The 20,646-nt window shown below is 46.2% G+C and carries 19 protein-coding genes and 1 riboswitch; of the genes, 10 read left to right on the top strand and 9 right to left on the bottom strand.

The features are described from left to right. From thiS to hemC, 8 genes are all read right to left on the bottom strand, one after another. Positions 1-210 (bottom strand): sulfur carrier protein ThiS, encoded by a 210-nt coding sequence (thiS, locus tag E5672_RS16425; RefSeq protein WP_136783196.1) that lies wholly within the window; start codon positions 208-210, stop codon positions 1-3. Continuing rightward, positions 207-1,001 carry a HesA/MoeB/ThiF family protein gene (locus E5672_RS16420; protein WP_136783195.1) on the bottom strand — a complete coding sequence of 265 codons (795 nt, stop codon included), beginning with the start codon at positions 999-1,001 and terminating at the stop codon, positions 207-209. The genes thiS and E5672_RS16420 overlap by 4 nt, the downstream gene beginning before the upstream one ends. Beyond that, a complete protein-coding gene (thiE, locus tag E5672_RS16415) occupies positions 994-2,565 on the bottom strand; it encodes a thiamine phosphate synthase (RefSeq protein ID WP_136783194.1) in 1,572 nt (523 codons plus the stop codon). The genes E5672_RS16420 and thiE overlap by 8 nt, the downstream gene beginning before the upstream one ends. Beyond that, positions 2,562-4,472, bottom strand: coding sequence for a phosphomethylpyrimidine synthase ThiC (gene thiC, locus E5672_RS16410; protein WP_136783193.1), 1,911 nt, complete (start codon positions 4,470-4,472; stop codon positions 2,562-2,564). The genes thiE and thiC overlap by 4 nt, the downstream gene beginning before the upstream one ends. Positions 4,473-4,738: 266 nt before the next feature. After that, positions 4,739-4,850, bottom strand: a riboswitch (TPP riboswitch). Between the two features lie 108 nt (positions 4,851-4,958). After that, positions 4,959-6,134 carry a heme biosynthesis HemY N-terminal domain-containing protein gene (locus E5672_RS16405; protein ID WP_136783192.1) on the bottom strand — a complete coding sequence of 392 codons (1,176 nt, stop codon included), beginning with the start codon at positions 6,132-6,134 and terminating at the stop codon, positions 4,959-4,961. Continuing rightward, a complete protein-coding gene (locus E5672_RS16400) occupies positions 6,131-7,303 on the bottom strand; it encodes a uroporphyrinogen-III C-methyltransferase (protein WP_136783191.1) in 1,173 nt (390 codons plus the stop codon). Before E5672_RS16400 ends, E5672_RS16405 begins: the two co-directional genes overlap by 4 nt. Beyond that, a complete protein-coding gene (locus E5672_RS16395) occupies positions 7,304-8,035 on the bottom strand; it encodes a uroporphyrinogen-III synthase (RefSeq protein WP_136783190.1) in 732 nt (243 codons plus the stop codon). It lies immediately after the preceding gene. 89 nt (positions 8,036-8,124) lie between these two features. Beyond that, positions 8,125-9,063 (bottom strand): hydroxymethylbilane synthase, encoded by a 939-nt coding sequence (gene hemC / locus E5672_RS16390; protein WP_136783189.1) that lies wholly within the window; start codon positions 9,061-9,063, stop codon positions 8,125-8,127. Between the two features lie 198 nt (positions 9,064-9,261). On the opposite strand from hemC, the gene E5672_RS16385 reads away from it, so the two are divergent. Beyond that, positions 9,262-10,323: a GGDEF domain-containing protein gene (locus tag E5672_RS16385; protein ID WP_136783188.1), complete on the top strand. Its 1,062-nt coding sequence runs from the start codon at positions 9,262-9,264 to the stop codon at positions 10,321-10,323. Positions 10,324-10,490: 167 nt separating this feature from the next. Here the strand turns inward: E5672_RS16385 and E5672_RS16380 are convergent, their stop codons facing one another. Further along, positions 10,491-11,162, bottom strand: a complete 672-nt coding sequence (locus tag E5672_RS16380; RefSeq protein WP_136783187.1) for an alpha/beta hydrolase — start codon at positions 11,160-11,162, stop codon at positions 10,491-10,493. 279 nt (positions 11,163-11,441) lie between these two features. On the opposite strand from E5672_RS16380, the gene gmk reads away from it, so the two are divergent. The 9 genes from gmk (at position 11,442) to E5672_RS16335 (ending at position 20,637) form a co-directional block, all read left to right on the top strand. Next, positions 11,442-12,083: a guanylate kinase gene (gene gmk, locus E5672_RS16375; protein ID WP_136783186.1), complete on the top strand. Its 642-nt coding sequence runs from the start codon at positions 11,442-11,444 to the stop codon at positions 12,081-12,083. 169 nt (positions 12,084-12,252) lie between these two features. Continuing rightward, a complete protein-coding gene (gene rpoZ / locus E5672_RS16370) occupies positions 12,253-12,525 on the top strand; it encodes a DNA-directed RNA polymerase subunit omega (protein ID WP_015065914.1) in 273 nt (90 codons plus the stop codon). A gap of 142 nt (positions 12,526-12,667) precedes the next feature. After that, on the top strand, positions 12,668-14,779 hold the full coding sequence (spoT, locus tag E5672_RS16365) for a bifunctional GTP diphosphokinase/guanosine-3',5'-bis pyrophosphate 3'-pyrophosphohydrolase (protein ID WP_136783185.1): 2,112 nt from the start codon (positions 12,668-12,670) through the stop codon (positions 14,777-14,779). A 24-nt stretch (positions 14,780-14,803) separates the two neighbouring features. Beyond that, on the top strand, positions 14,804-15,190 hold the full coding sequence (locus E5672_RS16360; protein ID WP_014975316.1) for a RidA family protein: 387 nt from the start codon (positions 14,804-14,806) through the stop codon (positions 15,188-15,190). 3 nt (positions 15,191-15,193) lie between these two features. Beyond that, on the top strand, positions 15,194-15,901 hold the full coding sequence (gene trmH, locus E5672_RS16355; protein WP_014975317.1) for a tRNA (guanosine(18)-2'-O)-methyltransferase TrmH: 708 nt from the start codon (positions 15,194-15,196) through the stop codon (positions 15,899-15,901). Between the two features lie 188 nt (positions 15,902-16,089). Next, entirely contained in the window at positions 16,090-18,162 is a 2,073-nt protein-coding gene (recG, locus tag E5672_RS16350; protein WP_136783184.1) for an ATP-dependent DNA helicase RecG, read from the top strand. Next, positions 18,155-18,940, top strand: coding sequence for a class I SAM-dependent methyltransferase (locus E5672_RS16345; RefSeq protein WP_136783183.1), 786 nt, complete (start codon positions 18,155-18,157; stop codon positions 18,938-18,940). The genes recG and E5672_RS16345 overlap by 8 nt, the downstream gene beginning before the upstream one ends. Before the next feature lies 1 nt (position 18,941). Continuing rightward, positions 18,942-19,415, top strand: coding sequence for a peroxiredoxin (locus E5672_RS16340; protein WP_136783182.1), 474 nt, complete (start codon positions 18,942-18,944; stop codon positions 19,413-19,415). A 412-nt stretch (positions 19,416-19,827) separates the two neighbouring features. Beyond that, positions 19,828-20,637 (top strand): hypothetical protein, encoded by an 810-nt coding sequence (locus E5672_RS16335; protein ID WP_136783181.1) that lies wholly within the window; start codon positions 19,828-19,830, stop codon positions 20,635-20,637. Positions 20,638-20,646 lie beyond the last annotated feature (9 nt).

The following is a 20,646-nucleotide window of genomic DNA, read 5'->3' as shown; positions in this document are numbered from 1 at the left end:
TTATCCTCCTGCCACTAAGGTGAAGATATCAACGGTATCGTTGTCACTTAAGTAAGTTGTTGGCCATTCATTCTTGCTGATAATGGCGGCATTTTTGGCAACGGCGGTGCCGTCGTCTTTCAATTGTTTAAGGGCGATTAACTCGCTAAGCGATATGGGCGATATCACGCTCATAGGTTGGTTATTCACGTTGATGTTTATTTGGGTCATTGGCATACCTCACAAGATGAAGAAGGAGGAAGTTTGAAGCTTTGTAGTGTAGCTAGGCCCGCGTGTGCGTTCACGTAGTGACCCCATTTAATGTCTGCGTCGAATCCTTTGGCCATAAAGAGCAAAGCTTGGGTGGCTTGATGGCAGGCTGCCATTCCAACTACAGGGCCAAGAATGCCTTTACTTAAGCAGTCTTCGCGCACGGCAATGCTATTCACTAAACATTCATAACAACCGCAGGTCGCTGAGTTTTGAGGCAAGTTCAGCGCTTGCCAGGTAAGCCCGCTGGCCGCCGCTATAAAAAGCGGAATAGATGCACGAAACGTTGCTACATTAACTTGCCGTCTTACAAAGATGTTGTCGGTGCAATCCAGAACGCAGGTAGCAGAAGAAATTAAGGTTGGTAAGTTGTCACTATCGGCAAATAAGCATCTGAATCGTATGTTTAAGTGAGAATTAACTTTACGAAGCTCGTTATGCAGCGACTTAGCTTTAAGCTCGCCAAGGTGCATTTCGTTGTAGCTTATCTGGCGCTGTAAATTGCTGATATCAACCGTATCACCATCCACTAGAGTAATATTGCCAACACCTGCGCCAGCTAAATAGCGGGCGGTCAAGCTTCCTAAGCCACCAAGGCCCACAACCACAGCGTGTGCATTTGCTAAATTAAGCTGGCCGTCGTGATCGATACAGTCGAGCAATAGCTGCCTGCTGTAGCGGCGTATATCTTGATGTTCAAGCTGTGAATTAACCGGGCTGTTAGCTGAGTCGCTGACTGAATGACTAGGCAAAACCTGCCTCCCGAGCCAGCGCTTGGTAGGCCTTTAGCGGTTGTTCTGCTTGTGTGATCGCGCTCACCACGGCAATTCCATTCACCCCTGTTTCAGCTACCTCGCTTATTCGCGTTAGGTTAATACCGCCAATAGCAACGGTGGGTATGCCTTCACAAAGCTTCACATACTTTGTTAAGCGAGCTACACCTTGGGGTTTCGAAGGCATGTCTTTAGTATTGGTAGGGAAGATATGGCCAAGGGCAATGTAAGACGGGTTTAAGGCGCGCACACGCTGAATTTCAGCGAAGCCGTGGGTTGAAATGCCCAGCCTTAGCCCCGCACGTCGAATAGCGTTTAAATCAGCGGTGTCGATATCCTCTTGGCCTAAATGTACACCATAAGCGCCAAGTTCTATGGCTAACTGCCAGTAGTCGTTAATGAATAATTGGCAATCGGTGTGTGCCACCAGCGCTATTGCCTCTTTAATCTGCTGGCGAATGTCATCTTCAGAGCCTTGTTTTACCCTAAGCTGCATAATTTTCACACCTGTTGACCAAAGGCGAGCTATCCATTGCACACTATCTACAACGGGATAAATACCTAAGTTGGTGCGGGTGAGTGCCGGGAATCGCTCGTTATCATATGAAGCGGTTTCATCCTGTCGAAAAGTTACTAACGGAAAACTAGCGGCCCGTGAGGGAAAACCGGTGGTTTTAGCGAAGTAGGCAGGCAGACAAGAAGTTTCGTATTGATTCGAAATAGGCGTGATGGGGTGATGGCTATCAGATTCGCCAAGTGTGTTACGTCTTACTTCACTAACGTAGGCGTTTGCCAAGGTTAACGCATCTTCAATGCAGTAGTCGTGAACGATGAATGCTGCAATCGCGCTTGCAAGCATGCACCCCGTGCCGCGAAGATTACCTTTGCTGTTTTTTGGCTGTCTAAAGTAAAGCGTGTGTGAAGCGCAAACGAAGGTGTCGCATACGGAGTCTTGCCATTGTGCATGACCGCCCTTTACGTAAACGCTTTTTGCGCCTTTCCCTTTAAGTCGATTTATTGCCGTTTGCAGACTTTTTTCATCATTAACGGGAAGGTGAGAGAGTTTTGCGAGTTCATCAATGTTTGGCGTTACTAAATCTACTGTGCTTAACAGTTCGTCGGTCACGCTTTCGCTTAATTCACTCAGCACACCGCCTGATGAAGAACACAGTACTGGGTCCCATATTACAAAAGGCCGAGGCGCTATTAACGATTGAATGCGAGCGCAAAGTAAAAGCGCCTGTTCATCGTTTGCTATAGCGCCTATTTTAATAGCTTGTGCAGGCGTATCTTCATGAAGTACCTGCCACTGTTGATTCAGTGCCGACGCGCTCATACTGTCTTTGCTAAGCATAAGCAGGTTCGATTGCACAGTAAGCTGTGTAGTGAGCACGCAGGCATGAACATGCAAATCGGCAAGCGTTATGGCGTCGCGGGTTAGCCCCGCGCCGCCACTGGAATCAACGCCGCCTATACACCATACCACCGGCAGCCTTACGCTAGATGGCTCGAAAACAGGTGTGGTGAGGTGGCTATTTGTCATGGCAGCTCTACCTTGCTATCAGCCGTATGATAAAGCTGAGCGCCAGACTGATTGAATGCCTGGGCCATGTCTTTCATGCCTTTTTCTTTCTCAAACGCTTGCTGCTCTGCATGCTTAGCCACATCGCGCACTTCTTGAGAAATTTTCATGCTGCAGAATTTCGGGCCACACATAGAGCAGAAATGCGCGACTTTGCCAGATGCCTGCGGCAAGGTTTCATCGTGATAAGCTCGGGCAGTGTGTGGGTCGAGTGCTAAGTTAAACTGGTCTTCCCATCTGAATTCAAAGCGCGCCTTTGACATGGCATTGTCGCGAATTTGTGCACCTGGGTGGCCTTTTGCCAAGTCGGCAGCGTGGGCGGCAATTTTGTAGGTGATAAGCCCCTGTTTAACGTCTTCTTTATTAGGTAGGCCCAAATGCTCTTTAGGTGTTACATAGCAAAGCATTGCGCAGCCATACCAACCAATCATGGCGGCACCTATACCTGATGTGAAGTGATCGTAGCCTGGTGCAATGTCTGTGGTGAGCGGGCCAAGGGTATAAAACGGCGCTTCGTGGCAGTGCTTAAGCTGCTCCTCCATGTTCGCTTTAATCATGTGCATTGGCACATGACCTGGGCCTTCAATCATTACCTGAACATCGTATTCCCAAGCAATTTTTGTTAGCTCACCAAGGGTGCGTAACTCAGAGAACTGCGCATCGTCATTAGCGTCTGCTACGCTGCCAGGGCGCAGGCCATCACCTAGCGACAACGCTACATCGTACTTAGCGCAAATTTCGCAGATATCGTGGAAGTGTTCATACAAAAAGCTTTGCTGATGGTGGCTTAGGCACCACTTTGCCATGATTGAACCGCCGCGCGATACAATGCCAGTAACCCGCTTTGCGGTAAGGTGCACGTACTCTAGCAGCACGCCAGCGTGAATGGTGAAGTAGTCTACCCCTTGCTCGGCTTGCTCAATTAGGGTGTCTTTAAACATCTCCCAGGTTAAGTCTTCGGCCACACCATTTACTTTTTCTAGCGCTTGATAAATGGGCACGGTACCAAGAGGAACCGGGCTATTGCGCAGCAGCCATTCGCGGGTCTCGTGAATGTTTCTGCCGGTAGACAGGTCCATAATGGTATCGGCCCCCCAACGTGTTGACCACACAAGCTTTTCTACCTCTTCCTCAATAGACGAGGTTACTGCTGAATTACCAATATTGGCGTTAATCTTTACTAGAAAGTTACGCCCTATAATCATTGGCTCTAACTCGGGGTGGTTGATGTTACATGGAATAATGGCGCGGCCAGCGGCCACTTCCTGGCGTACAAATTCTGGCGTGATGGTATCGGGCAAATTCGCGCCAAAGTGCTCGCCTTTGTGCTGTTGCGTCAGTTCGGCGTCTTTAATGGCTTGGCGGCCCATGTTTTCGCGAATGGCAATATATTCCATTTCTGGAGTAATAATGCCCTGTCTTGCGTAGTGAAGCTGGGTTACGTTTTTACCTGCTTTTGCTTTCAGTGGTTTGCGGCTGCGAATAAAGCGGAAATCTTCGGTAAAAATGTCGTTTTCACGCTCTTTCGCAAAGCTTGATGAAACGCCCTCTAACTCAAAAGTATCGCTGCGCTCTTCAATCCACTTTTGGCGAAGTGGGCTCAAACCTTTGTGTACATCTATGTTCTCTAGCGGGTCGCCATAAGGGCCTGAGGTGTCGTACACAGGAATGGGCGGGTTAGGCTCTAAGATAGGGTTTTCTTCGGTGCCACCCACTAAACTGTCGTGCTGATGAATAAGGCGCATGGCCACGCGGATATCGTCACGGCTACCACACTCATAGTGGCGTGTTGAGTTTGGATAAGCTTCGCCAGCGAGTTCATTAATGAATTGCTGGGCTTGTTGTCGCTGTTCGCGTCTGTTCGACATAGCATTTTACCTTGTAGATTTAGGTTCTAAAAATGCTTGTCAGGAGTGAAGGAGAATACAGTGTGCGAGTGTAGGAGGGGATTAGCCCATTACTTTAGCGAGGTTATTTATAAAAGCTTTGGTGATTACAGGCTTTTACAGCGTTGATATTCACCCTTCGATAAACTTGAACAGTTTACCTTAAGTGATGAGTAGCGCCGTAGGGCGTATCATCAACAGCAATATAAGTTCGCTTAACAACGCCAAAAAAACGCTCAGCATTGCACACATTGTATTTTCTTGTTCCCTTCGCAGGTACTAGCCTGATCAGGTTCTACGGATCCCACTTTCGCGGTCTCAGCTTACTGGGTTAACAGTGAAGCACTCCGACAAGTTGTTTACGTCAATTCGGGTTGTTGAAATAACCCGAATTGAAAATTCCTTTTTACTATATCTCCAAATTTACTGGCAATACAAGTACTACCAGAAAGCTAAATGAATATTCATTTAGCTGGCTAGCTGTTGACCTTCTTTGTAAAGCTGAAGTGCGGTAGCAGTGTCATGCTTGCGTTCGCTAATGGCAGATAGCAGCAATAAGTCTTCTTTGCGCGACTGCATTTTAGTGGCTTTAAGCAGGGCTTTTTCCGCCAACACATCATCGCCCGAGTTAAATGCAACTTGGCCTAATGTAGAATATAGTGAAACGTTCTCTTCGTCCTGCTTTATCCAGCTTTCGAGTAAACGTAACGAAGGCGATGCATCAGGAATATTAAGCTGTGTAAAAAGCGGGAACAGGGCGCTATTTGGGCCGCGTTTTTGCCATTCAACTAATAGCTTCTGCGCGTCGGCATGCATGCCTTGATCAAGCAACTGTTGAATGTAAGCAGCGCGGTAAGCGTCCTCGTGGCGCAGCTTACGGGGCAGCGTTTCCCAATACGATTTAAGCTCAACGGCGCCTTGCTTACTGGCAATTTCTGCAAACTTACCTTTAGCAATACGCTTACTCCATGTGGTGTAATCCGCTTTTGGCAAGGCTTTACGCCAGCTTGATAAGCTCTCTTCAAGCACTTGCCACTTACCTAACTTGGCAAGAATTTGCGCTTTTAACTGAACAACCTGGTTGTTTTCACGTTCTTGTTCATCAAGTTCGTTCAGCTTTTCTAACGCTGCATCGTACTTTTCTTCGGCCATATCAACACGGGCATGCATAACCGTTGCGGCAACTTTAGCTTTTGGAAAGTCAGTAGCCTGAACCAAGAAATAACGAGCTTTCGCTAAATCGCCGTTGGCAAATGCAATTTGCGCTGACGCTAAGTAGTTTACACCTTCGAAATCACCGTTGGTGGTTTTGCCTAATGCTTTTTGTGCCGAGTCAAAATCTCCTGCGGCCATAGCGTGCAGGCCATCGTAAAACGCGCGCTTGCGTTTGCGTTCGCCTAAGGTGCCAAACCACTTATGAGAACCTGTGATCAAACTTAGCGCCCATATCACAAGGCGAGATAGTACATACCAGGCTACAACGGCACCAATAACCAAAATACAAAAGCTGATCACGGTCATCTCAATGGCTGTGCTGCCTAGAGAAATAAGCACATAACCTTTATCGCCAAGTATCATTGGGCCAACAATAAGCGCAACAACGAATGCGGCTAATACCGCAAGGGCAATAGCTAACCATTTCATAGTGCACTTGCTCCTTGTCCGAACACCTGCTTAACGCGACTATCCAATAAACGTTCTAACGGTTTTTGCGACGCTAGTTCTGTTGGAATTGGGCGCGAAACATCGGTAGCAATCAGGTTTTGAAGTGCATCAACAAACCCGGTTACTTGGCTCTTTTCCGTGTCGAACTTTTCGATAAGTAAGGTTTGTGCATATTGAAGCGACTGGCTGTAAAGACCGGCATCGCCCTGAAGCGCGGCCGTTTGTGCATGCATAAGCTGTAAACGAAGTTGCTCTTTCGCCAAGTACTGCGCTTCTAGTGAAAGCACTGGCTCAACTGGGCCTTCAATGGTCTTAACCGTAAGAAAGTCGTTCACCAACGAACGCCATACTTTCGCTAGGTTTTCCTGCCAGTCATCGGCTGATTCTGACAGCGTGGTGTCTTCTGCATTAGCGTCTTCTGGCTTTTCAAATGTATCTAATGGCAGCTTGTCAATTTGTGCAATCATGCCGGTAAGGGCAAGCGCCACTGAACTCTGCGATACAGGATTTAGCTGTTGCAGGGTTTGAATATCTTCAGCCAGACTAGCGCGAACTGGCAGCACCGACGGGTCAGCCAACGATTTTAAACGTTTATCTGCATTAACTAGCAGCAAAATTGCTGTGCGCACATCGCTTTCTAACCAAAGCTTTCTGCCCGCCATGCGAACCAAGTAATCAGCTTCAGCAATTAGCCAGTCTGCCGGGCGGCGCCCTTCCATATTGTTAAGCTGTTGAAGCGTAGACTCTGCTTGAAGACTAAGCTTTTCATTTTGTGCTTTAAGATCAGTAACCGTACTTTGTAATGCTTGGTTCGTTCGCGACACCTCTTCTAACGACGCTAAGATGTCACTACGTTCTTGTTCGATACGGTTTAGTTTTGTGGCGTTGCTTTGTTGTGTGTTGGCGGAGTCTGCGCTAGCTGATTGCTGTTGCATATAATACCAGTAACCCGCGCCAGCCAAACCTAACACGGCCAAGAATAAGATGATTACAACGAACCACAATAGGCCATTGCCCGATGATTTCTTTTGCTTAGCGCCAGATTCAGTCGACTCGCTCTGCGTGGCAGAAGACTCAATTACTTCTTTTTCAGCTTCCACTTTTACGAGTTCCTCTTTTTGTGGGCTATTTTCATTATTGTTGGCCATTCAATACTCCCAGTTATCCTTTACCCAGGCGATGATTGCCTGATCTGTGGCTCGCTGACAAACCGCTACCTCTTTAACACCTTTGCTGTTAAGGGTTTGGGCGACTCGGTCACTTACTGTTAACCACTTAAAGGCTAATAGTGCGTTACCAAATTGTTCTATCAATTGCAGTGCCATTGCTTCGCTTGTAGCGATAATGCCGCTAACATCGCCCATTTTCCACCGTTTTGTGTAAACTGGGCGTGTAAGTTGCTCCCTTTTATAAACGCAAAAGCTATTTACTAAAATACCTTTTTCGTCTAATCCTTTTGCTATGGCGTCTCGCCCACCTTCACCTTTAATAATAACGACATGCTGACAGTTTGCCTCATTGAGTTGATGCATTGCCAGTATACCTTCGGACGTATGGTCCTTTGGAGTGATGACGTGCGCTGTCGGAAGTTCTTCAAGACTGGCCTGTAATTTACGCGCAGTGGCATCGCCAACGGCAATAATCAAAGGTAAGGGGCTTGCTAATTCGCGCAGCCCCGAAATAACAGGTTCAACAGCGTATACGCTTGTAACAATAATTGCGTTTACCGCATTGGAAGCTAAATATTCTGCTGCTGCTTTTCGTTCAGATGAAATGTCAATAATGTCAGAGGTGGCAACGCCTACTGCATCAATACCTGCCTTCTCAAAAGCTAAAGCACTCGTTTTCAATTTAGGCAGTGGGCGCGTAATCAGAAACATTGTATTTAACTCTCATCCTTTCAGGTTAGGCGTGCACCATTATGCGCATTTTAAGACTAATAAAAATGCGCACTATGATGAAATATAACTTAGTTATAAAGTGCTTTAAGTATTTCTCCTGCACCTTGCTGTAAAAGCGCTTCAGCTACTTCAATACCAATATCAGTCGCTTTCTCACGTGACGCTGTTGCCGACGCAAATAACAGTTCAGAACCATCAGGCTTTCCAACCATGCCGGTTAGCGTAAGTACGTCGCCATTAAGGGTAGCAAAACTACCAATAGGTACTTGGCAACCGCCTTCCAATCTTTCGTTCATGGCACGTTCCGCGGTAACACGGGTGTTTGTGTCGGTATGATTCAGCGCCTGTAGCAAACCAATTAGCTCTTCATCGTCATTGCGGCATTCAATACCTACCGCACCTTGACCAACAGCAGGTAGCGAGATATCAGCTGGTAGCGCCATGCGAATACGAGATTCCATCTCAAGGCGAATTAGGCCAGCAGACGCAAGAATAATCGCGTCGTACTCACCCGCATCAAGCTTAGCTAAACGGGTGTTTACGTTACCGCGCAGGTCTTTAATAATTAGATCAGGACGATATTTGCGAATTTGGCACTGTCTACGAAGGCTAGAGGTGCCGACTACCGCGCCTTGTGGAAGGGCGTCTAAACTATCGTGTTTGTTTGATACGAATGCGTCGAAAGGGTTTTCGCGCTCACAGATAGCGTGCAGCCCAAATCCTTCAGGAAATTCTACCGGTACGTCTTTCATAGAGTGCACAGCGATGTCAGCACGACCCTCTAGCATGGCAATTTCAAGCTCTTTGATAAAAAGCCCTTTTCCACCTATTTTCGCCAACGGTGTATCTAAAATTTTATCGCCCTGTGTACTCATAGGTACAAGCTCAACAGTCATCGACGGATAATGCTCCAACAATTTTGCCTTCACATACTCAGCTTGCCAAAGCGCTAATGCACTTTTTCTAGTAGCAATTCGAACGGTGCGGGTAGTGTTGAGTTGACTCATAGCTATTCCAAACTCTGTAAAAAAGAAACTTAAACGATGTAACACAACGTCATACGAGATAACCCGTAGTATACGCATTTTCTGTATTAATGTTTGAAATTAGGCGCAGTTTTCTTACTTGGTGATTAGGGAAATATACGTCTATGCTGTAAGTGGGCAAAATGTCTGCTTATGAATTCGGGGAGTAGAGTTGTTAGTATGGACAACACACCAATTGGACAGTTACTAAGAAACGCACAGCAAGACGACGCTGAGATAAAAAGACGTAAACTCACGTTGTATTTTATTTCCTACGTTGGTGGCACAATTATCGCGTTTATGGCATGGCTCAACTGGGGTACTAATAACCCATTGTTGGTGGGAGTATTAACTACATCTGCAAGCGTTATTTACCTTAACGTAGCGCTATCACTTATTTTCCCAAAAAGTGATATATTTTATTACTTCGCCGGCCTCATTGTTCTATTTACTATTAATGCCTTGGTTTATACCGGAGGGCTGAATAACACTGGCTTGTACTTCATCTTTCCATTACTTTTTATTCAAATAATTGTGGTGCGATTTAAGCCCGCAATGCTCTATGTTGCGGTCACCATAGGGCTGTCTATTTATATGCTCTATAACCAAGACGTCATTGTGGCTAAATATCCTGCTGAGCATGTTTCACGTTTTCTGATTGCCACATTCTGTTTCATTTGCGTTGCCTTTATTGGCGAAAATTTTTGGCACAAAAGCCGAAAAGAAATGCTGCGTGAAAACTTAGAGCGCATGAGGCAGGCGAATACAGATCCGCTAACTAAATTGCCAAATAGACGCTTTTTAGAAACCGTCTTTTTTGAACGGGCTATGAAAGACCCAGGTGCCTTTTTCCCCCTAACCGCAGTGGTTGTCGATATAGACCACTTCAAGAAAATTAACGACACCTTTGGCCATGATATCGGTGATGAGGTACTTATTCACTTTACTAGCGTTATCAAAAGCGCTGTCAGAGCGTCTGATATTGTTGCGCGCACCGGAGGAGAGGAGTTCCTTGTACTCTTTCCGCTTGCATCGTTAAGCCAAGGCGTAAAACTTGCCGAAAAAATGAGAAAAGTAGTTGAAGAGAGCCCATTTATAGAAGGGGATATCAATCACAATATAACCGCCAGCTTTGGCGTGGCTACCGCGCTTACCGAAGACAAACTTCACGCTAGCTTAAAACAAGCCGATGATAATCTTTATAAGGCAAAAAATGGGGGCAGAAACCGCGTTGCTGAATAGCGAGATGTTTGAAACGATCTGTTTGGCATCTTAATGCCAAGTACGAACGCAACCCGTGAATATAACGGTAATAACCACAAAGGTGCTCGACATAGTGTGGTAATTAGATAGTGTGATAATTAGCTTTGTTACAGCTAGCTATCACACCGGATAATGCATCGTAAATCTTAGTTTAAAACCTTTTGAAGCCAAGCACTGATATCATTTAGTTCTTGCATGCAGACGTTATGTTGCATGGTGTAGGTTTGCCATGTGGCTTTAAAACCATTTTCGTTGAGCGTTTTAAAAGCAGCGTTACCCATAAATACCGGTACTACCTCGTCTTGCTCACCGTGGGCCATCATAATTGGGGTTTCACGGTTGGTGTCTGTTGCCTCACTTGCAAGTAACGATGGCTCACACATATAAGTTGAAAGAGCGATAACCCCAGCAAACTTACGGGTAGTTCTAGGCGCTAAGTGAAGTGCAATAACGCCACCTTGAGAAAAACCTGCAAGCACTATACGTTCACTAGGTATACCGCTTTCAATTTGCGCTTCAATAAGTGCTTCTACTTGTTCAGCCGACTCTTTTACGCCTTGTAAATCGGCGCGACTTTCAAAATCGAGTGATTTAATGTCGTACCAGGCGCGCATTCGCATTCCACCGTTTATTGTAACGGGGCGCTCTGGCGCATGGGGAAAGAGAAACTTAACCGCCATTGATTCGGGAAGTTTAAGTTCAGGCACGATAGGCGCAAAACCGTGGCCAGAATCGCCTAAACCGTGTAGCCAGATAACGCAGGCATCAGGCGTAGTGGATGGGTTAATCTCTACGCACGGCAGAAGTTGCTGAGTCATTCTTTATTTCCTAGTTTTGTTGTTGCTTTATTACCAATGGTTATCCTTTCTCACGGGCAATCTCTGTCTTTTCCAAGAAATATGGGGTCAGAGTACATTTTCTGCCACCACCATTTTTAGAAAATTATTATTGTTATTAATTTTTGCTAGCACCAGTCTGCAATGGTAACGGCCATATCATTAATGGATAAACCTCATAATCGCAGTTACGGCGCAATGGCTTCATATGCTATCATTGCCACTTGAAATAACCACATTTTGATAGAATTTTAATATCCTATGGCTTCACTACTCGGCAATTTATTTATACTTGCTGCTCCTTCAGGGGCAGGAAAATCAAGCCTTATCAAGGCGCTTATGGAAAAGTATGAAGGCAATACAGCCACGCCTATGCAGGTGTCTGTGTCTCACACCACGCGTCAACCGCGTCCGGGTGAAGTAGACGGTGTACACTACCATTTTGTAAGCCGAGAGCAGTTTGAAGCACTTATCGAACAGGGCGTATTTTTTGAATACGCGGAAGTGTTTGGCAATTATTACGGCACATCAAGAGTCACCATTGAACAGACACTTCACCGTGGTATTGACGTATTTTTAGATATCGATTGGCAAGGCGCGCGCCAAGTCAAAAAGCTTATGCCAGACACATGCGGTATTTTTATTCTTCCACCGTCGCTAGATGTACTTGAACAGCGGCTTAATAATCGTGGTCAAGACAGTGAAGAAGTCATTGCAGGACGTATGGCACAAGCCGTAGCTGAAATGTCTCATTTCAATGAGTTTGATAGCGTGATAATTAACGATGACTTTGCAACGGCGTTGAACGACCTAGAAGCCATTGTAACAGCACAGCGCCTTCGCACAGTAAAACAGCAAATGCGTCATCAAGCGCTATTGGACGAATTGCTAGGTAGCGCGTAAGCTTACCTAAATAATAGGTGTTTTATATTTAAGAACGTGCGATCACTACCAATGGTGCACGATCTGACTGCTTCAATTTCAAACAAAATACTAGGATCGCGCTACATATCTGTGTATACTACGCGGCCGTTTTTGTATAACTTGCTCAACCTAATTTTCGGAGAAATACATGGCTCGCGTAACTGTAGAAGATGCCGTAGATAAAATTGGTAACCGCTTTGACCTAGTGCTTGTTGCTGCACGCCGCGCACGTCAAATTGCCACTGAAGGCAAAGATCCTATGGTTGACGTTCAAAACGACAAGCCAACAGTTACTGCACTTCGTGAAATTGAAGAAGGTTTTGTAACTGCTGCAACGCTTGAACAGGCAGAGCTTCAAGCTCAAGAACAGCAAGAACACGCTGAATTTGCGTCAGTAGCCAATATCCTATCTGACCAATAAGACCTATTTTTAACGGTTTTATCGATATTTTAGCGCCAGTGCTTTGAAAAAAGCACTGGCGCTTTTCTTTTGGTGTATTGGCTTATTGCACAATTAAACGTATTCTTAGGGTTGTAACGTTAGATAAAGGTCACGCTCCACTGTGTATTTGTTTGAAGGTTTAAAGCAGAAAGTTTTAGAGTATTTGCCAGCCGATCGCGTACAGCTGGTTCAGGAATCTTTTGTGCTGGCGCAAGAAGCGCACGATGGACAAATGCGCTCAAGTGGTGACCCATACATCACTCACCCTGTTGCCGTAGCCGGTATTTTGGCCGACATGCACCTTGACCATGAAACGATCATGGCTGCACTTCTTCACGACGTTATTGAAGATACTCATTACAGCAAAGAAGACTTAGCCGAAGCGTTTGGTGAAACCGTAGCCGAACTGGTTGAAGGTGTTAGTAAGCTAGACAAACTGGCCTTTAGCACTAAACAAGAAGCGCAGGCAGAAAACTTCCGCAAAATGATGATGGCCATGGTGCAAGATATCAGGGTTATTCTGATAAAACTTGCTGACCGCACTCACAATATGCGCACGCTTGGTTCATTGAGGCCTGACAAACGCCGCCGTATTGCGCTAGAAACGCTAGAGATTTACGCGCCAATCGCTCACCGTCTGGGTATTCATGATATTAAAAATGAGCTTGAAGATTTAGGTTTTCAAGCCATGTACCCCATGCGTCATCGCGCATTAAAATCTGCCGTGCGTCAGGCGCGGGGAAATCGTAAAGAAATTATTGAAAACATTCGCGAAGAGCTTAATACGCGCCTTGATGCCTATGAGATAGAGTCTGATGTATTAGGCCGCGAAAAGCACCTGTATTCCATTTACCGCAAAATGAAAAACAAAGAACTTATGTTCAATGAGGTAATGGATATTTACGCGTTTCGTATTGTTGTTAAATCAGTGGACAACTGCTATCGCGCGCTCGGCGCAATGCACGGCCTGTACAAGCCTATTGAAAACCGCTTTAAAGACTATATCGCTATTCCCCGTACCAACGGCTATCAGTCGTTGCACACGTCATTAATTGGCCCTCATGGTATTCCTGTTGAAATTCAAATTCGTACCCAGGAAATGGACCAAATGGCAGATAAAGGGGTAGCGGCTCACTGGCTTTATAAAGAGCCCGGTGACAATGGCACTACTGCGCAATTGCGTGCGCGCAAGTGGATGCAAAGCCTGTTGGAACTGCAACAGTCGGCCAGCTCATCGTTTGAATTTATCGAATCGGTTAAGACTGACCTTTTCCCTGATGAAATTTACGTGTTTACGCCAGACGGCCGTATTATCGAATTGCCTATGGGCGCAACCGCTGTCGACTTTGCTTATGCGGTACACTCTGATGTAGGTAATACCTGCGTAGGTGTGCGCGTTGAGCGCAGAAACTTCAGCTTAAGTAAGCCCCTTGAAAACGGCCAAACCGTGGAGATTATTACCTCGCCTAAAGCGAAGCCTAATGCGAACTGGCTAAACTTTGTGGTGAGCGCTCGTGCGCGAACGCGTATTCGTCAGTATCTGCGTAAACAGCATTCTCAAGAAGCGGTGAACATGGGGAACCGTCTGCTTCGTCATGCGTTAGGCAGCGTTAAACTAGACGATATTCCAAACGAAGATATTGAACGTGTGGTAGCCGAGACCAAGCACGCTAATTTTGACGATTTGCTAGTAGATATCGGCCTTGGTAACGAGCTAAGCGCAATTGTAGCGCGCCGTTTATTGGGTGAGAGCACAACAGACTTATCAGACAAGAAAGGTAATGTGGCTATTCGCGGCACAGAAGGCCTGCTTGTTCACTATTCTCGTTGTTGCCATCCTATTCCAGATGATGAAATTGTAGCGGTATTGAGCCCTGGTCGCGGTATGACTATTCACCAAATTGGGTGTAACAATATTCGCAAGCTTACGCGAGAAGAACCTCAGCGCGTGCTGCCCATGCAGTGGGACGACAATCCGCAAGGTGAATTTAAAGCGTCACTGCGTATAGAATTGTTTAACCATCAGGGCACACTGGCAACATTAACGAACACCATTTCAGGGTGCGATTCCAATATCATTGGTCTGCAAACTGAAGAGAAAGAGAGTAATATCTACTTTATTGACCTTGAACTTACCACGCATAACCGTGTGCACTTGGCCCGCGTAATGAAGAAAATACGCACCATGCCGGAAGTTCAAAAAGTGTCTCGTCATAGTCAATCACGACACTAATTACTACATTATTTAGGAACTACTATGTCTAAGTCTATTATTCAGACCGATAAGGCACCTGCTGCTATTGGTACTTATAGCCAAGCGGTTAAAGCTGGCACTACCGTTTATCTTTCAGGGCAAATTCCTCTTGTTGCTGAAACTATGGAAATGGTTTCTGACGACTTTGAAGCGCAAGCAGTACAAGTCTTTGAGAACATTAAAGCGGTGTGTGACGCTGCTGGCGGCACCACAAACGACTTAGTGAAGGTGAATATCTTTCTTATCGACCTAGGTCACTTTGCAACGGTTAATGAAATTATGAGCCGTTACTTCACCAAGCCTTACCCAGCACGCGCAGCCGTTCAGGTGTCTGCATTGCCTAAAGGTGCACAAATTGAAATTGATGGTGTAATGGAACTGCCGGAGTAAGCCATGTCACCTGAGCGTTACCAGCGCATAAGACAAGTGCTGGAAAGAAGGCAAACCGACCTTACGGTTTGCCTTGAAAATGTACACAAGCCGCATAACGTATCGGCTGTAGTGAGAACCTGTGATGCAGTGGGTATTCATCGCGTTCACACCGTGTGGGAAAAGAAATACCAGTTTCGTCGCGGCACCGCTATGGGCAGCCAACAATGGGTGCGCCAAACCAATCACGATAATATCAACGACGCGATGGCTGAATTAAAAGGCCAAGGTATGCAGGTGCTGGTAACCCACTTATCTGATACCGCTGTCGATTTTCGTGATATTGACTACACCAAGCCTACGGCTATTTTGTTTGGTCAAGAGAAATACGGTGCCTCTGATGAAGCGAAAGCCGTTGCCGATCACGACATTGTCATTCCTATGATGGGCATGGTGCAGTCGCTGAACGTATCGGTAGCCGCAGCTCTGGTTCTTTATGAAGCCCAGCGCCAACGCACTATTGCGGGTATGTATAACACTCAGCAGTTACCAGAAGAAGAGTGCCAAGCATTGGCCTTTCAAAATGGTTACCCGCGATTGTATAAACTCTGCCAACGCAAAGGTTTGCCTTTGCCTGCTATTAACGCCATTGGTGAAGTGGATGCCGACGATAGCTGGTGGAAAGAAATGCAGATCACTAAAGCAGAAGCGAACGCGCTAGAAGCCGACTAAGAACTAATGTACGAGTTTTGCTTTTACTGTCACTTTTGTATAGGCCAGCGTAAAAAACTGGCCTAAAGCGTACTCGCCAACCCCTCAACAATCCTTTACACTTCTTTTCCTATAACACGTTGAATAACACCAGCTTGTGCCAATTCAAAGGTTAAATAGTTAATGTTCCAAAAGAAGGATATCGCTTAATGCAAGCACTGGCCACTACACCCATTACTGCGCTTAAAGGCGTAGGCGCAAAGGTGGCAGAAAAGCTTAACAAAATAGGCTTGTTTACCCTTCAAGATATTCTGTTTCATCTTCCTCATCGCTACGAAGACCGAACCCGTATTTACAGCGTGGCTGAGTGTCGCCCGTTTACCCATGTAAGCGTGCAGGGCGAGGTTATGAGCGCCGACATTCAGTACGGCAAAAAACGCATGTTGGTGGTAAAGCTAAGTGATGGAACGGGTACTATAACCTTACGCTTTTTCCACTTTGGTGCCGTGCAGCGGTCTATTATGACGCCAGGAAACACGGTGCGCTGTTTTGGAGAAGTGCGTACTGGCAAGTGGGGCATTGAAATGATGCACCCCGAATTTAAATTAGTGGATGAAGACGCGCCACCATCAGAAGAATCACTAACGCCAGTTTATCCCACTACAGACGGTGTTAAGCAGTTAACCCTTCGTAATTTAACCGACCAGGCCTTAAAACTTCTAGATAAAGGCGCGCTGGCCGACTTACTGCCCGACGGCATTTACGATGACCAAATTAGCCTTAACGAGGCGCTTCATTTGGTGCATCGGCCACCACCGGATGTAGACGTACACGAAATGGAAGAGGGGCTGCACCCTGCTCAGTATCGGTTAATTTTGGAAGAGTTATTGTCACACCACCTAAGTGTGTTGAAAGTACGCAAGCTATCTGACGCCCAGCCCGGTATTCCTATTGCGGTGAACCAGCCGCTTATCGATAAAATGCTCGCTCAACTGCCATTCTCACCAACGGGTGCGCAGGCTCGGGTAGTGGAAGATATTCAAAAAGATATGCAACACGCGCGACCTATGATGCGCCTTGTACAAGGCGATGTAGGGTCGGGCAAAACCTTAGTTGCGGCACTGGCCGCGCTATCAGCCATTGGTGCAGGGCATCAGGTAGCGTTAATGGCACCTACTGAGCTGTTGGCAGAACAGCATGCCAATAACTTTCGTGGCTGGTTAGAACCACTAGGTATTGAGGTAGGCTGGCTTGCTGGAAAGCTGAAAGGTAAAGCCCGCAATGAAGTATTAGCGCGCTTAGAAGCTGGCGATATTCAAATGTTGGTGGGTACTCACGCCATCTTCCAGGAAAGCGTAAACTACCAGCAGCTAGCACTGGTTATTGTGGATGAACAACACCGCTTTGGTGTACATCAGCGTTTGGCCCTACGCGATAAAGGCGAACAACAAGGTCGCTACCCTCATCAGCTAATTATGACGGCAACGCCTATTCCAAGAACGCTAGCCATGACAGCCTATGCTGATTTAGACACCTCGATAATTGATGAACTGCCACCGGGCAGAACGCCAGTACAAACCGTTGTGCTACCAGATACGCGCCGCGCGGATGTAATTGAGCGCGTACGTCAGGCTTGTAAAGAAAACGGCCGCCAAGCCTACTGGGTATGTACGCTTATTGATGAGTCGGAAGTGTTGGAGTGCCAGGCTGCAGAAGACGCTGCGGTTACCCTTCGGACTGCGCTGCCAGACTTACACGTTGGCTTGGTACACGGGCGTTTAAAACCTGCTGAAAAAGCGCAGGTTATGGCTGACTTCAAAGATGGTAAATTGGATCTATTAGTAGCGACTACCGTTATTGAGGTAGGCGTAGATGTGCCAAATGCCAGTATCATGATCATAGAAAACCCTGAACGACTGGGTTTAGCACAGCTTCACCAGCTTAGGGGCCGAGTAGGGCGTGGTGCGGTAGAAAGTCAGTGTGTACTTATGTACCAGAGCCCGCTATCGAAAACGGCGACTCAGCGCCTAGGCGTATTGCGTGAGTCTAACGACGGGTTTTATATTGCCCAGCGCGATTTGGAAATTCGCGGCCCTGGTGAATTTATGGGGACGAAACAAACGGGAATGGCCGAGCTTAAAATAGCAGACCTAGTACGCGACGCCGCTCTTATCCCTAAGGTTCAGGAAATTGCCTATACCCTTTGGGACAAATATCCCTCTCACGCTCAAGCCATCATTAATAGGTGGATAGGGCATAAGGAGCAGTACGGCCATGCTTAATCGTGTGCCTTTAATCATTTGTGATGACGCCAATAGCGATGACGCTGCATTAATTAGTGCAATCAGCGAAAAGTGGGGTTTTCCTGTTGTTAGCAGCAGTGAAAAGCCTAGAGAAGGCTTGTATTTGCAGGTACAAAACGGCGTGCTAGGGCTTGCCGACGCAGGTGAGAAAAAAGTAAACCCGGTAGAGGTTGATTTTGCTTCGCCAGCGAGTTTGTATCGCAAGCAGCACGGCGGTGGGCGCAAAGAGCCCATTGTTAAAGCTATTGGTCTTAAAGGCAATGAAGCATGGCACGTAGTGGATGCAACGCCTGGGCTAGGTCGTGATGCCTTTGTGTTGGTAAGCGTTGGCTGCAAGGTCACTATGATTGAGCGCTCGCCCGTGGTTGCCGCCTTACTTGAAGATGGTATTCGCAGATTAGCGCTTAGTTTTCCGGAACTTGCAGCTAAAATGTCGCTTCAACATGGAAATAGTGCTGAGGTAATGCAATACTTCACTGGTGAGAATGTGAACGCTATTTACTTAGACCCCATGTTCCCACACAAAAAGAAGTCAGCCTTGGTGAAAAAGGAAATGCGGCTGTTTCAGCAACTGCTTGGTCATGACCCAGACGCAGATGCGCTGTTACCGCCAGCACTAGAGCTAGCCTCGCACCGGGTAGTGGTGAAACGCCCAAACAGTGCAGACGTGCTGGCAGGAATAAAAGCATCAATGGCTATTGAAAGCAAAAAGCACAGATTTGATGTGTATTTGTGTCAAAAAAATCTAGGAGAGTAGCATGATACAAGTTGGGGGCACTTTGCCTGAAGTAGATTTTAGCCTTTTAGTAAATGGCGAGATAACCAACCCAGGAACTAACGAGTTGTTTTCAGATAAGCGCGTTGTATTGTTTGCAGTACCCGGTGCATTCACACCGACCTGTTCTCAAGCGCACTTGCCAGGTTATGTAGCGCTTGCTGATAAGCTTAAAGCCAAAGGTATTGATAGCATTATTTGTTTAAGTGTTAATGATGCATTTGTAATGGACGCGTGGGGCAAAGCGAATAATGCCGAAGAAATCACTATGCTGGCCGATGGTAATGGTTTCTTTACCAAGCAAATTGGCCTAGACATGAGCACGGGCAATTTCGGCGGTTTACGTTCACTTCGTTATTCTATGCTAGTAGAAGATGGCGAAGTTAAAAAGCTAAACGTTGAAGACCCTGGTCGTTTTGACGTAAGCGATGCGCAAACCATGTTAGATAGCCTTTAATTTCACGAAAGGCGCTGTAAATACTGAAAGCCCGCAACAGAGGTTGCGGGCTTTTTTCGTTTAGTTTTTTGTGAGTATTCATTAATACCGGTTCGCATAGATAGTTATCTGCTCAGCGAAAGTTAAAATGTTGGTAATCGCAGATTGGTATACTTTACATATGCGTATACTTGGTCGTTAATTTCATTAAAATGTAACCAAACTATGATCTGGCAGATGGCTATTTGCGTTGAATATCAAAGTGTTCAGCGAGGATTAATGAACTAACACACATTATTTCGTGTCGGAAAACATAAGAAATTAAAGGCAAAGACACTGCGGTACTTGGCATCTAGCCTCGTTTAGTTACCTTTACTTGCTTAATGATAATAAGTATCATTTGCGCGAAAAGACAAACGTTTTAGGAAAAAATATGACAATAACACTGAAAAAAATAAGTGCTTTAGTAATGGCTTCGGCCGTTACTTTCTCAATGTTCTCTACTCAGGCGCTTGCTAACGGTGCAATTGGTGACCACGTAAACAACTTACATGCGCATATTGGAGAATACACCGAAGAGGTACATTGGTTAGAAAGTAAGTTTGGCAGTGTTGTTGATGCGTATGAAGCAAAAGATAAATCGCTTAAAACCGACGCGCTGATTGAGTATTGGGAAGAAGTAGACTTCCACTCAGCGATCGAAACCCAGTACGTGCCTATTTATGCTTCTATTTGGCAAGGTATTTATGGTGTAAAGGTAGCTATTGATGAAGGTAAGCCAGTTTCGGATGTGCGCGTAGAGCAAGAGAAGCTAAATCATGCCTTGTGGCAGGCGCTAGGCGCAGTTAAACTTGCGTCTCAATATCAGAAGAAAGGTCTGGTAGGCAAAGTTCAAACCACTGAAAAAGAACCAACTACAGGCCCTGAAGTTATCGATGATATAAAAACACGTCTTGATCGTGTTGTTGCCAAGTACGCAGAACAGCTGCACGAAGTGGCAACAACATTAGTTCACGACACCTACCTTCAACGTTTTGAAGGTGTAGAAGGTGACTTGATTGCGAAAGACGCAGCCTTGGTTGAAGACCTAGAAAAAGACTTTAACGTAACGCTTCCTCAAGCCATTTCGAAAGATACTGGCGTAGATGCTGTGCGTAAAGTGGTAGAGTCTATGCAGGCTAAACTTGACCGCGCTCGCGCACTTTTAGCTGAAGTAGAACAAAGTCGCAAAGACGTATTTTAAGGAAGGGGT

Origin of the sequence: Alteromonas portus (assembly GCF_005117025.1) — a bacterium.
Lineage (GTDB): Bacteria > Pseudomonadota > Gammaproteobacteria > Enterobacterales > Alteromonadaceae > Alteromonas > Alteromonas portus.
The sequence above is the reverse complement of the archived record's forward strand: the minus strand, read 5'-3'. Positions and strand labels throughout refer to the sequence as shown.

Coding starts and splice junctions, on each gene's coding strand:
- thiS (WP_136783196.1), bottom strand. CDS start 210: ATGACCCAAATAAACATCAACGTGAATAACCAACCTATGAGCGTGATA.
- thiE (WP_136783194.1), bottom strand. CDS start 2,565: ATGACAAATAGCCACCTCACCACACCTGTTTTCGAGCCATCTAGCGTA.
- thiC (WP_136783193.1), bottom strand. CDS start 4,472: ATGTCGAACAGACGCGAACAGCGACAACAAGCCCAGCAATTCATTAAT.
- E5672_RS16405 (WP_136783192.1), bottom strand. CDS start 6,134: ATGAAATGGTTAGCTATTGCCCTTGCGGTATTAGCCGCATTCGTTGTT.
- E5672_RS16400 (WP_136783191.1), bottom strand. CDS start 7,303: ATGGCCAACAATAATGAAAATAGCCCACAAAAAGAGGAACTCGTAAAA.
- E5672_RS16395 (WP_136783190.1), bottom strand. CDS start 8,035: ATGTTTCTGATTACGCGCCCACTGCCTAAATTGAAAACGAGTGCTTTA.
- hemC (WP_136783189.1), bottom strand. CDS start 9,063: ATGAGTCAACTCAACACTACCCGCACCGTTCGAATTGCTACTAGAAAA.
- E5672_RS16385 (WP_136783188.1), top strand. CDS start 9,262: ATGGACAACACACCAATTGGACAGTTACTAAGAAACGCACAGCAAGAC.
- E5672_RS16380 (WP_136783187.1), bottom strand. CDS start 11,162: ATGACTCAGCAACTTCTGCCGTGCGTAGAGATTAACCCATCCACTACG.
- gmk (WP_136783186.1), top strand. CDS start 11,442: ATGGCTTCACTACTCGGCAATTTATTTATACTTGCTGCTCCTTCAGGG.
- rpoZ (WP_015065914.1), top strand. CDS start 12,253: ATGGCTCGCGTAACTGTAGAAGATGCCGTAGATAAAATTGGTAACCGC.
- E5672_RS16360 (WP_014975316.1), top strand. CDS start 14,804: ATGTCTAAGTCTATTATTCAGACCGATAAGGCACCTGCTGCTATTGGT.
- trmH (WP_014975317.1), top strand. CDS start 15,194: ATGTCACCTGAGCGTTACCAGCGCATAAGACAAGTGCTGGAAAGAAGG.
- recG (WP_136783184.1), top strand. CDS start 16,090: ATGCAAGCACTGGCCACTACACCCATTACTGCGCTTAAAGGCGTAGGC.
- E5672_RS16345 (WP_136783183.1), top strand. CDS start 18,155: ATGCTTAATCGTGTGCCTTTAATCATTTGTGATGACGCCAATAGCGAT.
- E5672_RS16340 (WP_136783182.1), top strand. CDS start 18,942: ATGATACAAGTTGGGGGCACTTTGCCTGAAGTAGATTTTAGCCTTTTA.
- E5672_RS16335 (WP_136783181.1), top strand. CDS start 19,828: ATGACAATAACACTGAAAAAAATAAGTGCTTTAGTAATGGCTTCGGCC.